This window comes from Vibrio bathopelagicus, assembly GCF_014879975.1.
GTDB classification, from domain to species: Bacteria; Pseudomonadota; Gammaproteobacteria; order Enterobacterales; family Vibrionaceae; genus Vibrio; species Vibrio bathopelagicus.
The window spans coordinates 2,628,310-2,641,624 of the sequence record NZ_CP062500.1 but is presented as its reverse complement, the minus strand read 5'-3'; the positions used below and the strand labels follow the sequence as shown (position 1 = coordinate 2,641,624).

Here is a 13,315-nt window from a genome sequence, read left to right as displayed (position 1 = left end):
TAATCACAATAATATTCGGTTAGTGTGATAAAGAGATCCTATAGTGTAATGACGTAGTTTTTCTTATTCAGTTAATAAGTTTGTACCACAGGGTGTGGTGCAAACCTTTTAGGGGCACAAATGGATTTGTCGATTACTTCATCCTTGGCGTTAATTGGGCTGCTGTCTTTAACGTGTCAATTGTTAGGTTGGCGCTTACGTCTTCCTGCTATTCTTCCTCTTCTTATTGTCGGCCTGCTTCTAGGTCCCGGTCTCAACATCCTCAATCCCGATGCCATTTTTGGTGATGTGTTATTCCCGCTGATTTCATTAGGTGTCGCCATCATTCTGTTTGAAGGTGCCTTGACCTTGAATTTCAAGGAAATCAGAGGTCATGGTCGCATGGTGACGCACCTCGTGAGTTTCGGCATGTTGATTACATGGGCGTGCATTGTCGTTGGTGCTTATTACTTTGTGGATTTCAGTTGGCCATTAGCCGCGCTGTTTGCTGCCTTGGTGGTGGTGACGGGACCAACCGTTATTGTTCCCATGCTGCGCAGCATTCAGCCCAAATCTTCGTTAGGCAGCATCTTACGCTGGGAGGGGATAGTGATTGACCCGATTGGCGCTCTGTTTGCTGTTCTCGTTTACGAATACATTGTCTCTTCAGCCGATCCTACAAGCCATGTTTTGTCGGCCTTGGGTCTGACTTTAGCCATTGGTTTAGGCTTAGGGATCATCGGTGGCTATTTGATTGCCAAAATGCTGAAAGGGCATTGGGTTCCGCACTATTTGCGTAACGTGGCTGTTCTCACGTTAATGCTGGCGGCGTTCTCTTTTTCCAATGACCTGAGTGAAGAATCCGGTTTATTAACAGTGACCATCATGGGGATCTGGCTCGCCAACGTGAAAGGCTTGGATCTTGAAGATATTATTGAGTTCAAAGAGACCTTAACTGTGTTACTCATTTCCGCCTTGTTTATCTTACTGGCGAGTCGACTCGATTCAGGGACTTTCCTCTCGATAGGTTGGGGCGGAATTGGCTTATTAGCGGTCGTCATGCTGGTGGCTCGTCCTCTGAGTGTGTGGATCAGCGGGATCGGCACGGATCTTACCTCAGCGGATAAATGGTTTTTGAGTTGGATGGCACCTCGCGGGATCGTCGCTGCCGCAGTTTCTTCCCTGTTTGCTATCAAGCTTCAAGAGAAGCAATTGATTGAAGGGGCTGATCTACTGGTGCCAATGGTGTTCTTGGTCATCATCGGTACGGTTGTGATTCAGAGCCTTACCGCAAGTTGGTGGGCAAGAAGGTTGGGTGTGACGCAAGAGAAAGCGCAAGGGGTTATCTTCTTCGGCGCGACTCATTTTGCTAGACAGTTTGCCAAGGTGCTGGCGACACACAACATCAACAGTGTGCTAGCCGATACCAACTGGGAAAGCATTCGTTTGGCGCGTATGGATAACCTGAATGTCTATTTTGGTAACCCAGCCTCAAGCCACGCGGAAAATAATTTGGAATTGGACGGGATAGGGCGTGCGATGATCGTCTCGCCTTATCGTCAAACCAATCCATTAGTCAGCATGCATTATCAAGATGAGTTTGGTGAAAACAAGGTGTTCGAGCTTGAATCGACAGAAGCTAAACATGAAAGGCATTCAGTGAGCCGAGATGGCAACAGAAGTTTGTTTTCGGAAGGAATTACCTACTCCAAGCTTAACTCCTTGATGGCTCAAGGCAGCCAAATTAAGAGCACGGGTTTGACCGAAGCGTTTGACCTTAATGAGTTTAACGCTCTGTACCCTAAAGCCATTCCTCTTGGGGTAATTACTGGCGGTGATTTCCGTTTAGTGACGCAAGGTTCTGATTTGGAAAAACTCATCTCAACTGAGTGTGCGATCATTAGTTTATTGCCGCCTTCGGATCAAACTGAAAGAATTGATACTTCAGATAAGTAGCGAGTGCTCTCTATCAAAAGCGATTAGTTTTGTATCAAAAACGAATTGCTCAGTATCAAAAAAGCCGCAACGTTTTCACGCTGCGGCTTTCTAATTCTATTTTAGTAACAGTCAATTCATGCCAGAGGTATTGCTACCGAGACTGTCGTTTGCGGGCTATTTCGAGTGAAACTGCTCACAAGCAATCATTGTGTTCTCAATTAGGCTTGCCACTGTCATTGGACCAACACCACCTGGAACTGGTGTGATGAAGCTTGCGCTCTCTTTTGCGACATCGTATTCAACGTCGCCAACGAGTTTGCCAGATTCCAAACGGTTGATACCTACATCGACCACAACAGCGCCTTTCTTAATCCAAGCGCCAGGAATGAAGTTAGGCTTACCAACTGCTACCACAACAACATCTGCTTGACGTACATGACCTTCAAGGTCTTTGGTGAAGCGGTGACATGTGGTCGTTGTGCAACCTGCTAGAAGAAGCTCTAGAGTCATTGGGCGACCTACGATGTTTGATGCGCCAACAACAACCGCGTGCTTACCACGTAAGTCGATGTTGTAACGGTCAAGCAATGTGATGATGCCTTTAGGCGTACAAGAGCGTAGCTTAGGCATACGTTGAGCCAAACGGCCTACGTTGTATGGGTGGAAGCCATCAACGTCTTTCTCTGGCGTGATACGCTCAAGAACGTGAGTAGTATCAATACCTGCAGGTAAAGGCAGTTGAACTAGGATGCCATCAATCTCAGGGTCTTCATTTAATTGGTCGACTAGCGTTAGCAGATCATTTTCGGTCGCGGTTGCTGGTAAATCAAAAGACTTTGAAACGAAGCCTACTTCTTGACACGCTTTACGCTTACTTCCAACGTAAACTTGAGAGGCAGGGTCTTCACCCACTAAAACTACCGCTAGGCCCGGAGCGCGTAATCCAGCTTCAGTACGAGCCTTTACACGTGCCGCAACTTCAGAGCGAACGGTTTGAGAAATTAGCTTTCCATCAATATTTTGAGCAGTCATGAATTTCCTTAGTATTGATATTCAAGTTAGTGGCTGATGTTTTGGGCGCATTATTCCAGAAAATCTTTTTGATTACCATCAAGCAAACGTTTGCTTTGGTCTATTTTCCAACACTTATAATCTCATTGCCCTTTTTTTACTCACTTGGATCAGAATGTTACATAAAGCCGTTGCTTTACTGATTCGAATTCGTATAATCCTTTCCTGTAGCGCGCCCTTAGCTCAGCTGGATAGAGCACCTCCCTTCTAAGGAGGTGGTCGAAGGTTCGAATCCTTCAGGGCGTACCACTATTTAAAGAAACCCGATAACTCTCTGAGTTGTCGGGTTTTTTGCATTTCAGAACGACTTAATCTATCAATACCATGTTTTGTATTTCGATGTCTCTGTCTTTCGGCTTTTGCTAAACGGCCATGAGCTGTGGGGTATATCTAAGACCTAGCATACTGCACCCATCTTCCAAGTAACTATCGGTGACAACGTCGAAGCCGAATTTACCATAGTAGTCTTTAAGGTGTGCTTGTGCCGAAATAAAAATTGAACAGTTAGGGTACACTTTGCGGGTTGCATCAAAGCTCACTTGCATCAGTTGGTTACCAATCTGTTTGCCTCGATAATCCTTTGTTACGATCACTCTCCCGATACACACATCATTCGCATCAGAATCCAGTAGAGGAAGAACATCAACTGGGTATCCCAGCTTTTGAGCCATAATTCGGCTATAAGCGACAAGGCGTTCGTTCTCATAGCCCATGACGTGATAAGTCTCTGGGTGATTATCCTTGCCGTCTAGGTCACTATATGGTGTGTTCATATCGACGATAAAAATGTCGACTCTTTGTTGCAAGAAATCATAGAGCTCTTGAACAGACAGATCCGCAAATTTTTTAACTCTCCACTCGATCATCACTTTTCTCCTTATTATTTTTGGCTACAACATAGAGAGTATTTAAACCGAGTTCATTAACCTTTGTTAACTGGCCTTGTTACGAGGGAAAAATGACTGACTTTGTTTAAAGGCGATAAACCGGAAAGGGCAAATGTGCTGATTTTTGCCTTTCGGGCATACTAAAAACACTACTCATTATGCGCTACTCATTTCCTTCGTTATTCATTTCATTCGGCTCATGTAATAGAAAGTTAAAATTGTTCGTTTTTTGGGGTTTACATCATTTGGTAATAAAGCCACTATGAATTCACGAAGAATAGACAAGTAAAGCTATTAGCTGGTTGGTTTAGGAATCAAACCTTCTGATTGATGGCTGATTTAGAGGAAGTAATGGCAGGAAACAGTATCGGACAACATTTCCGCGTGACTACGTTCGGAGAAAGTCACGGTATCGCACTAGGATGTATCGTAGATGGGTGCCCACCAGGATTAGAAATTACCGAAGCAGACCTTCAAAGAGATTTGGATCGTCGTCGCCCAGGTACTTCTCGTTATACAACGGCTCGCCGTGAAGCGGATGAAGTAAAGATTTTATCCGGTGTATTTGAAGGCCAAACTACGGGTACTTCTATTGGTCTATTGATTGAAAATACAGACCAACGCTCTAAAGACTATTCCGAAATTAAAGACAAGTTCCGCCCTGGGCATGCTGATTATACCTACCATCAAAAGTACGGTGTGCGTGATTACCGAGGTGGCGGTCGCTCTTCTGCTCGTGAAACTGCAATGCGTGTTGCGGCAGGTGCGATTGCGAAGAAATACCTGAAACAAGAATTTGGTGTTGAAATCCAAGCTTACCTTTCTCAAATGGGTGATATCTCAATTGATAAAGTGGATTGGAACGAGATCGAAAACAACGCTTTTTTCTGTCCTGATGCCGACAAAGTACCGGAATTTGACCAACTGATACGCGACTTGCTAAAAGAAGGCAACTCGATCGGTGCGAAGATTCAAGTAGTTGCGACTAAAGTGCCTGTAGGCCTTGGTGAGCCGATCTTTGATCGTCTAGATGCAGATATCGCGCACGCTCTAATGAGCATCAATGCGGTGAAAGGTGTTGAGATTGGTGATGGCTTCGATGTAGTTAATCAGCGCGGTAGTGAACACCGTGATCCATTAACTCCTGAAGGTTTTAGCAGCAACCACGCTGGCGGTATCTTAGGGGGTATTTCTACTGGTCAAGATATTGTGGCAAGTATTGCACTTAAGCCAACATCAAGCATTACTGTACCTGGTGACACCATCACTAAAGACGGTGAAGCAACACAGTTAATCACTAAAGGTCGTCACGATCCATGTGTTGGTATTCGTGCCGTGCCTATCGCAGAAGCTATGTTGGCGATTGTCTTGCTTGATCACTTGCTACGCCATCGTGGTCAAAACTTTGGTGTGACAACAGAAACGCCAAAAATCTAGTTCTGCTTCGTTTTATTCAGAACAGAATTGAAACTGATTTGATAGAAACAAAAAAGGGTTGCTTCGTAATGAAGCAACCCTTTTTATATTCTGCGTCATTGAGAATATCTAATGCACAGAGCTTTCCGGATCAAGTTGAAACGAAGGCAAGCGCCATTTGAATCTTACGGCAGCCATACGCAGTAAGTAGCCTACAACCAATGTCACGATTGTCGCTGTCACATCGTTGATACCGAGCTCAAGAAGGCCTAAGTACAAGCCTGAAGCGACAAGGGCGACAGATGCGTATAACTCTTCATGCAAAACCAGTGGCGTTTGACGACAGATAAGATCGCGCAGCAGGCCACCAAACACGCCAGTGACCAATGCAGACACCATACAGATCATTGGATGTAGACCCATGGTCATCGCTACTTTCGTACCAATGATACTGAATACGATAAGCCCTAGTGCATCTAAACGAATGAATAGCCCTTTGAGCTTGATTACCCATTTAGCAAGTCCGGTCGTGATGACTCCGGCCACACAAGTGATCGCAAGGTACTCTGGGTTTTCAACCCAGCCTAAAGGGTAATGGCCGAGTAGGATATCTCGTACTGTACCGCCGCCGATTGCTGTTGCGCTCGCAACCAGCATTACACCAAACCAATCCATTTTTTGTTTGCCAGCACTGAGAGCGCCGGTCATGGCTTCTGCCGTGATGCCTATGATATACAAAACACTTAGTAGCATTGCTGTAGCTCTATAATTTAGGTCTATAAATTTGAGTGTTATAGGCCTTGGGGATATAAAAATGAAGCGCGAGTGTAGTAGTAAAAACAGCCTTTGACGAATGAATATTTGTACCGTGAATCGAGGTTTCAGATTAGCTGAAGTAATCAATTGGAGTAACTTGAGGTTATCTATCGTAGAGAGAGATCGCTTTGTAATGGTGAAGAGCACTGGCGCCGTTAACATTACGCCTGATAGGGGCTTTACCAAGCCGATAAAACAAAGCAAAATACGCCTGTTTATTTCATTTCAAGCAAGCTTTATGACGCACCAATATTCAGACATTATCGATATTTTTAGTCAGACTTTTTATGGCAGCTTTAATACTAAATTAGAGCTAGGCGCGGATGAGCCTATTTACCTGCCTGCCGATGATGATACCCCACACCACAGAATTGTCTTCGCACGTGGCTTTTACGCTTCTGCGCTGCACGAAATTGCGCACTGGTGCGTTGCTGGCCCTGAACGTCGTTTATTGGAAGACTTTGGCTATTGGTATGAGCCAGATGGCCGTACTGAGTCGGTTCAAGCCGAGTTTGAAAAAGTCGAAATCCGTCCGCAAGCGTATGAATGGATCATTGCGACGAGCGCAGGCTTTCCTTTTAATGTCAGCTGTGACAATCTACACGGCGATTTTGAGCCAGATCGTTTGGCCTTTATGAATAAAGTACACAGCGAAGTCATGGGTATCTTTGAAGTTGGCTTGCCGCCTCGCGTGAAAATGCTCTCTGAAGCATTGCGCAGCTTCTACGATGTAGAACCTTTATGTGCTAGCCAATTTATTGTGAAATAAGAGAATATTATGATTATCGAATTTGAAGAAAAACTACTTGAAGTAATTGATGCTCGCATTGAAAACGCATCAGATGATGAACTGTTTGCTGGTGGTTACTTACGTGGTCATATTTCTCTTTCAGTAGCTTCATGTGAAGAAGACGGCATTGAAGACGTAGCAGAAGTTAAATTGCGTATTGAGAAGAGCCTAGAAGACGCGCGTTCTGAATTGACGCCAGCCGATCGCACGATCGTTAATGATCTTTGGGTTGAGCTGCAAAACCAAGCGTAACTGCTCGCCATTTATCGTTAGCCGCTCAGTCCCTTTCTTTCCATTTTGCTGAGCGAATATTTATACCAATCGTAGTAAATAACCGGTCAACCTAGCTGGTTAAAAGTCTCGATAACAGCGTTAGAATTTTTGATTGTAGAATAACTACTTATCGAAAATTTTGCCTTGCTCTCAAGCCTTTTTCCTGCGCTATTTTTGAACATTTACTTACTGTGATTGGTATTATTTGAGACTCGTTCGAATTTTTTGAATGAGTCCGTTCATTTCTTGTGATGGTTCCATTTTCTGACTACGTTATTCTAATCCCACTTAACGGAATTACAGAAAAGGTCACATCATGAAAGTTATCGCATTCGGCGCAAGCACCAGCTCTACCTCTATCAACAAAACTCTAGCAACTTACGCAGCTAACTTGATTGAAGGTGCTGAAGTTAAAGTTCTAAACATCAACGATTACAACGTTCCTATGTTCAGTGAAGACACTGAAAAAGAGATTGGCCAAGCGGAAGGCGCTCAAGCATTCTTGCGTGACCTAGCAGAAGCGGACGCATTTGTTATCTCTTTCGCTGAGCACAACGGTCACTATCCAGCAGCGTATAAAAACCTATTTGATTGGGCGACACGTATTGAACGTTCAGTGTTTGGTGAGAAGCCTGCGGTTTACCTAGCGACATCACCAGGCCCAGGTGGCGCACAAACAGTACTTGGCGCAGCGACAGGTTCGGCTCCGTACTTTGGTGGTAACGTTAAAGCATCGTTGTCAGTGCCTAGCTTCTACGATAACTTTGATTTTGAGTCGGGTTCAATCAGCAACGAAGAGATTGCCGCTCAAATTAAAGACGCGATTGCTAAGCTATAAAAGCGGAAAGTAAAGCAAATAGCTGCAAAGTAGCAAGCTGATGTAAAGTCACGAGCCGCTGCAAAGTAACGTACTGCTCTAGAATAAGAAGCAGCGACGTAGACAAGATTAGAAAAACAAAGCCCGAGCATTGAGAAATGCTCGGGATTTTTTGTTTGGGTCGTACTAGGTCATGTTGGCCTTTCGCTGCAAAAATCAGCTCGTAAGACCAACACGGCTTAATACTTATTTGAATATTTAGACCTAGCCTAGAATCGACTATTCCGCACTGGCTTGTTTCGTTGAAACCCAACCTTCTGTTAACGCTTTGCCTTTGCGTAATCTTCTAATCCACATTCGACTTGGATGAATGGCTTCGAGCACATCAACCGGAAGAGGTAGAGGATCGCCACAAATTTGTGATGCTAAGACTTCTGCTAAAAGAGGAGTAGAGCTCAAACCACGCGAACCTAAACCGATAAAGCAGAACAAGTTCGGATAGCTGGTAACAGGTTCGATACCGTCGATAGCATCACGCTGAGGATTAAAGTTGTGCAGATTCTGATATTGCTCTTTGATGGATTCAAAATCGCCAACATTACCGACGAATGGTAGGTGATCTCGACTCACGCTGCGGATACCTTGGCGTGCTAAGTTACCACTGGTATTGACATCTTTGGCCCACTCTTGTTCTGGTAGCGACCCGCATAAGCGCTCGCCATTATGTTGTTGAATCTCAATATCAAACTCTTGGTCTATATTGGTTTTATCGTAATTTGCGCCAATACAGTGGTGGCCGTTATTTGGATTTTGTGGCGTTAAGTAACCATCAAAACACAATACAGTTTTTAGCTGGCTGAGATTTTCTGTGGTCGGGATATGACTCACTTGCCCTTTAACTGGCGTCAGAGGTACGGGGCGAGTTTGTTCAAATTGGGTGAACTTGTGTCCATTCGCGACAACCACTTGATCGTGCTTGGTTTGAATTTCACCTTTTGGTGTTTGTATTGTCAGCTGCCATTGCTGTTCAGATTCGAGCCATTCAAGTTGCGTCACTTGATGTTGATAGTGCGCGCTCACTTGGTTGGTCTCTTCCAACTTGCCAATCAAACCTTGTGTCAGTTGCAAGGGACTTAACCAACCACCCAACGGAAAATAAACACTTTCTTTATCGACAGGTAAGCCAATCGTGCCGTTCGCTTGTTCAGGCGTTAAGCGCTGAATCAAGTCTGTGTGGAAATTGCCTTTCAACATACGGTTGAGCTTTTTGGTTGAACCTTCATCCCACATCAAGATGTTCACGCCACACCAGCTGTGATCAAAGTTCACTGATTGTGCAGCTTGATTAATAAACTGGCGGGCAAACAATAAGCCCGGGCCAAATATTCTTGAAACATTGGATGTCGCTTCACTGAGTAGCGGATAAATGGCACCTTGGTTGTTGCCCGAGGCATTTCCAGCGGCTTGTTGGTGTTCACAATAAAGCGAGATGTCTTTACCGCGTCGGCTTAACGTTTTTGCAAGCGCAGCGCTGGCAACACCACCACCGATAATGGCGATATCTTGTGAATCACTGTGTTGAGCTAAGCCATACCAAGGTTTGATGTTGGTATGAGCGTGCTTCTCATCAAGTCGGCCAGCAATCATTTCCCGCTTAGTACCAAAGCCTTTAACTTTTTTCATCGCAAAGCCAGCTTCGATTAAACCACGGCGAACAAAACCAGCGGCGGTAAACGTTGCACAGCTGCAATCTTGTTTTGCCAGTTTGGCCATGCCGTTGAAGAGGTTTTGATTCCACATTTCTGGGTTCTTACTTGGCGCAAAGCCATCTAAGAACCAAGCGTCAACCAAACCTTCCTGCGGAGTAGGCACGTTTGGCATACAATCTTTAATATCACCAAACCATAAATCGAGAGTGATCGCGCCATCGCCCAACACAATGCGGTGACATTCAGGCAGGGCAATCGGATAGTGTTCTTGGAGTTGCGTCGCATACTGGGCTAATTCTGGCCAAGACTGATGCGCTTTGATCAGATCATCTTTATTTAAAGGATATTTTTCAAAACTGATGAAATGTAACTCTTTGGTCATCGCTTGTGGGTTATCTTTAAGAAAAGCATCGAACCATTGCCAGACGGCGAGAAAGTTTAAACCCGTACCAAAACCGGTTTCAGCAATCACAAAACGGCGTTGTTGATGTTCAACCCAACGCTCTGGAAGGTGGTTTTGTTTTAAAAAGACGTAGCGAGTTTCTTCTAAACCGTTAACATTAGAGAAGTAAACGTCGTCAAATTGGTCTGAAACTGGCGTGCCAGATTCATTCCATTCCAGTTCTGCATTAGTAATTGAAGTCATAAAATCTATCATTTTGTGATTTGAAGCGATATGTTGGTAGGGATTGTACGAATTTCTAGGAAAGCTGACCACTTTTGTTAGGCTTCTTAGTTATCATCTAGCTGAATTTAGAATTATAGGAATGTCACATGAAACGAGTCGTAATCACCGGTATGGGTATTGTTTCAAGTATCGGTAACAACGTCGAAGAAGTTTTAGCATCACTGAAAGAGGGTAAATCAGGTATTACCGCTTCAGAGCAGTTCAAGGAAAATGGCTTGCGCTCTCAAGTTTGGGGTAACCTGAAAATGAACCCTGCTGACCATATCGATCGCAAAAAAATGCGCTTTATGGGTGATGCAGCGGCATTCGCATATCTTTCAATGGAGCAAGCAATTACTGACTCTGGTTTAACAGAAGATCAAGTATCTAATGACCGCACAGGTATCGTTGCGGGTTCAGGTGGTGCTTCATCTCTAAACCAAGTTAACGCTGTAGACATTATCCGTGAAAAAGGCGTTAAGCGCGTTGGCCCATACATGGTTCCACGTACAATGGCTTCTACGGTTTCTGCTTGTCTTGCTACACCATTCAAAATCCGTGGCGTGAACTACTCTATGAGTTCTGCATGTGCGACATCTGCACACTGTATTGGTCACGCAATGGAGCTTATCCAACTGGGTAAACAAGACGTTGTATTCGCTGGTGGCGGTGAAGAACTGGATTGGTCTCTGACTATGATGTTCGACGCAATGGGCGCACTTTCTACTAAGTACAACGACACTCCAGAACTTGCTTCTCGTACCTACGATGCGGACCGTGATGGTTTCGTTATCTCTGGTGGCGGCGGCATGTTAGTTATCGAAGAACTTGAGCACGCAGTTGCTCGTGGCGCAAAAATTTACGGTGAGATCGTAGGTTACGGCGCAACTTCAGATGGCTACGACATGGTTGCTCCTTCTGGTGAAGGCGCGGTTCGTTGTATGAAGATGGCAATGCAAAACGTTGATGGCGTTGACTACGTGAACACTCACGGTACTTCAACTCCTGTTGGTGACGTTAAAGAACTTGGCGCAATCCAAGAAGTCTTTGGCGGCAACAGCCCAGCAATCTCAGCAACTAAAGCGATGACAGGTCACGCTCTAGGTGCAGCTGGTGTACACGAAGCAATTTACTCAACACTAATGCTTGATAATGGCTTTATCGCACCAAGCATTAACGTTGCAAACCTAGACGAAGCAGGCGCAGGCCTAGACATCGTAACTGAAGCTCGTGAACAAGAGCTAACGACAGTTATGTCTAACAGCTTTGGTTTCGGTGGTACGAACGCAACGCTAGTAATCAAAAAATACCAAGGCTAATTGAAGCCAAGGTTAAATTAATAAAGGTTAATCATTAATGGGTGATGTGAGTGCAGATTCAACACGCACAGGTCACCCAGTAATCATGACCATCAGAACATAGCTTTTTTAAACATAGGTTTTTAAGCGTGTTTTTAAACATTGTTTTTTAGATCTAGGTTTAGAAGTTGAAAGGTTTCCAGAGCTTGATCAGTAGTGACTTTGGTTAGTACTGGTTGAACAGACGCAAGACTCTGTCTCCTGGAGAGCGAGATAGGATCCTTTTGTTCTGGATGTTTGCCCGATTGTTTATTCAATCGGGCATTTTTCGTTTTAGCCTTTTGATTTTGGGTATCGACGATTAGCTCTGTTCTTGTTTGTGCAGGTTAGGTGATTCAGCCCTTTATTCATAATGTATTCCAATTGCTACTCGACACCGTGTGTGGAATTTTGCACAATCATTTCAATTCACATTTAAGGTCGATAGACCCCAACGAAAGTACCTTCCCAATGAAAATCTTAATCGATGAAAATATGCCTTATGCTGAAGCGCTTTTTAGCCAGCTAGGTGAAGTGACAATGAAGTCCGGTCGAACGCTAACCGCTGACGATCTTGTTGACGTAGATGCTCTGATGATTCGCTCGGTGACTAAGGTCAATGAAGCGCTGATCAGCAAAGCGAACAAGCTTAAGTTTGTTGGAACCGCAACGGCTGGTATGGATCACGTTGACCAAGAATTGATGAAAGAGCGTGGTATTTTCTTCACCGCAGCGCCTGGCTGTAACAAGGTGGGTGTGGCTGAGTATGCGTTCAGTGCGATGATGGTGCTGGCTCAGCAACAAGGCTTTTCTGTTTTTGATAAAACAGTAGGTATTGTTGGTGCTGGTCAAGTGGGTAGTTACTTAGCAAAGTGCCTTGAAGGTATTGGTATTAAAGTACTGCTGAACGATCCTCTAAAACAACAAGAGGGTGATACTCGTGAGTTCACCGACCTTGAAACGTTGTTAGAACAATCTGACGTAATTACTTTGCATACGCCTATCACCAAGACGGGTGAATTTCCAACGCACCACATGATTAACGAAAAAGTGCTGAACAACTTTCGTGCTGAACAAATCCTGATTAATGCCGCTCGTGGTCCTGTAGTCGATAACCAAGCGCTAAAAGCTCGTTTGCAAAAAGCTGATGGTTTTACTGCGGTTCTGGATGTGTTTGAGTTTGAACCTGAAGTTGACATGGAATTGCTTCCTCTGCTTGCTTTCGCAACGCCTCACGTAGCGGGCTACGGTTTAGAGGGCAAAGCGCGCGGAACTACGATGATCTTCAACAGCTACTGTGAGTTCTTAGGTACTGAACAACGTGCTTATGCAAGCGATCTTCTGCCGACGGCACCTGTGCCTCAAATGAAATTAGATAGAGCTTGGGATGAAGCAACACTGCACAATTTGACTCAGTTGATCTATGATGTGCGCAAAGACGACGCCTTATTCCGTCGCAATATCTCTACGCCGGGTTCTTTTGACAAGATGCGTAAAGAATATTGGGACCGCAGAGAGTACAGTGCAGTCGAGTTAACGGGCGATGAATCTTGTAATTTAACGCCGTTATCTAAACTCGGTTTTATGGTAAAGCCAACTTTATAAAAGAGAGAAA

The 13,315-nt window shown here is 44.6% G+C and carries 11 protein-coding genes, 1 tRNA gene and 1 pseudogene; 8 read left to right on the top strand and 5 right to left on the bottom strand.

Going from position 1 to position 13,315, the window contains the following annotated elements; translation table 11 throughout:
• Positions 1-120: 120 nt before the first annotated feature.
• Positions 121-1,935, top strand: a complete 1,815-nt coding sequence (locus IHV80_RS11585; protein WP_192889138.1) for a cation:proton antiporter — start codon at positions 121-123, stop codon at positions 1,933-1,935.
• A 156-nt stretch (positions 1,936-2,091) separates the two neighbouring features.
• On the opposite strand, the gene folD is transcribed toward IHV80_RS11585, so the two are convergent.
• The gene (gene folD / locus IHV80_RS11580; RefSeq protein WP_017110310.1) at positions 2,092-2,949 is read right to left on the bottom strand and encodes a bifunctional methylenetetrahydrofolate dehydrogenase/methenyltetrahydrofolate cyclohydrolase FolD; all 858 of its coding nucleotides are present in this window, start codon (positions 2,947-2,949) and stop codon (positions 2,092-2,094) included.
• Between the two features lie 211 nt (positions 2,950-3,160).
• On the opposite strand from folD, the gene IHV80_RS11575 reads away from it, so the two are divergent.
• Positions 3,161-3,237 (top strand) — tRNA-Arg (locus IHV80_RS11575).
• Between the two features lie 113 nt (positions 3,238-3,350).
• Here IHV80_RS11575 and IHV80_RS11570 read toward each other — a convergent pair.
• On the bottom strand, positions 3,351-3,854 hold the full coding sequence (locus tag IHV80_RS11570) for a GNAT family N-acetyltransferase (protein ID WP_192889137.1): 504 nt from the start codon (positions 3,852-3,854) through the stop codon (positions 3,351-3,353).
• A gap of 372 nt (positions 3,855-4,226) precedes the next feature.
• Between IHV80_RS11570 and aroC the strand changes: the two genes are divergently transcribed.
• A complete protein-coding gene (gene aroC / locus IHV80_RS11565) occupies positions 4,227-5,312 on the top strand; it encodes a chorismate synthase (RefSeq protein WP_004734182.1) in 1,086 nt (361 codons plus the stop codon).
• Positions 5,313-5,420: 108 nt separating this feature from the next.
• On the opposite strand, the gene IHV80_RS11560 is transcribed toward aroC, so the two are convergent.
• Complete coding sequence (locus IHV80_RS11560; RefSeq protein WP_102436303.1) at positions 5,421-6,044, bottom strand: trimeric intracellular cation channel family protein; 624 nt, start codon at positions 6,042-6,044, stop codon at positions 5,421-5,423.
• 301 nt (positions 6,045-6,345) lie between these two features.
• On the opposite strand from IHV80_RS11560, the gene IHV80_RS11555 reads away from it, so the two are divergent.
• The 3 genes from IHV80_RS11555 to IHV80_RS11545 all read left to right on the top strand — a co-directional run bounded on the left by IHV80_RS11555 (position 6,346) and on the right by IHV80_RS11545 (position 8,008).
• Entirely contained in the window at positions 6,346-6,876 is a 531-nt protein-coding gene (locus IHV80_RS11555; protein ID WP_192890765.1) for an elongation factor P hydroxylase, read from the top strand.
• 9 nt (positions 6,877-6,885) lie between these two features.
• Complete coding sequence (locus IHV80_RS11550; RefSeq protein ID WP_004734185.1) at positions 6,886-7,149, top strand: YfcL family protein; 264 nt, start codon at positions 6,886-6,888, stop codon at positions 7,147-7,149.
• Positions 7,150-7,486: 337 nt separating this feature from the next.
• Positions 7,487-8,008 carry an NADPH-dependent FMN reductase gene (locus IHV80_RS11545; protein WP_017111158.1) on the top strand — a complete coding sequence of 174 codons (522 nt, stop codon included), beginning with the start codon at positions 7,487-7,489 and terminating at the stop codon, positions 8,006-8,008.
• 258 nt (positions 8,009-8,266) lie between these two features.
• Here the strand turns inward: IHV80_RS11545 and mnmC are convergent, their stop codons facing one another.
• Positions 8,267-10,342 carry a bifunctional tRNA (5-methylaminomethyl-2-thiouridine)(34)-methyltransferase MnmD/FAD-dependent 5-carboxymethylaminomethyl-2-thiouridine(34) oxidoreductase MnmC gene (gene mnmC / locus IHV80_RS11540; RefSeq protein WP_192889136.1) on the bottom strand — a complete coding sequence of 692 codons (2,076 nt, stop codon included), beginning with the start codon at positions 10,340-10,342 and terminating at the stop codon, positions 8,267-8,269.
• A gap of 128 nt (positions 10,343-10,470) precedes the next feature.
• Here mnmC and fabB point away from each other — a divergent pair, with 128 nt between their 5' ends.
• Entirely contained in the window at positions 10,471-11,682 is a 1,212-nt protein-coding gene (gene fabB, locus IHV80_RS11535; RefSeq protein ID WP_192889135.1) for a beta-ketoacyl-ACP synthase I, read from the top strand.
• Positions 11,683-11,816: 134 nt separating this feature from the next.
• Here fabB and IHV80_RS25420 read toward each other — a convergent pair.
• Positions 11,817-12,072 (bottom strand): annotated as a pseudogene (locus tag IHV80_RS25420) (hypothetical protein).
• A 99-nt stretch (positions 12,073-12,171) separates the two neighbouring features.
• Here IHV80_RS25420 and IHV80_RS11530 point away from each other — a divergent pair.
• Complete coding sequence (locus IHV80_RS11530; RefSeq protein WP_192889134.1) at positions 12,172-13,305, top strand: 4-phosphoerythronate dehydrogenase; 1,134 nt, start codon at positions 12,172-12,174, stop codon at positions 13,303-13,305.
• Positions 13,306-13,315 lie beyond the last annotated feature (10 nt).

Coding starts and splice junctions, on each gene's coding strand:
- IHV80_RS11585 (WP_192889138.1), top strand. CDS start 121: ATGGATTTGTCGATTACTTCATCCTTGGCGTTAATTGGGCTGCTGTCT.
- folD (WP_017110310.1), bottom strand. CDS start 2,949: ATGACTGCTCAAAATATTGATGGAAAGCTAATTTCTCAAACCGTTCGC.
- IHV80_RS11570 (WP_192889137.1), bottom strand. CDS start 3,854: ATGATCGAGTGGAGAGTTAAAAAATTTGCGGATCTGTCTGTTCAAGAG.
- aroC (WP_004734182.1), top strand. CDS start 4,227: ATGGCAGGAAACAGTATCGGACAACATTTCCGCGTGACTACGTTCGGA.
- IHV80_RS11560 (WP_102436303.1), bottom strand. CDS start 6,044: ATGCTACTAAGTGTTTTGTATATCATAGGCATCACGGCAGAAGCCATG.
- IHV80_RS11555 (WP_192890765.1), top strand. CDS start 6,346: ATGACGCACCAATATTCAGACATTATCGATATTTTTAGTCAGACTTTT.
- IHV80_RS11550 (WP_004734185.1), top strand. CDS start 6,886: ATGATTATCGAATTTGAAGAAAAACTACTTGAAGTAATTGATGCTCGC.
- IHV80_RS11545 (WP_017111158.1), top strand. CDS start 7,487: ATGAAAGTTATCGCATTCGGCGCAAGCACCAGCTCTACCTCTATCAAC.
- mnmC (WP_192889136.1), bottom strand. CDS start 10,342: ATGACTTCAATTACTAATGCAGAACTGGAATGGAATGAATCTGGCACG.
- fabB (WP_192889135.1), top strand. CDS start 10,471: ATGAAACGAGTCGTAATCACCGGTATGGGTATTGTTTCAAGTATCGGT.
- IHV80_RS11530 (WP_192889134.1), top strand. CDS start 12,172: ATGAAAATCTTAATCGATGAAAATATGCCTTATGCTGAAGCGCTTTTT.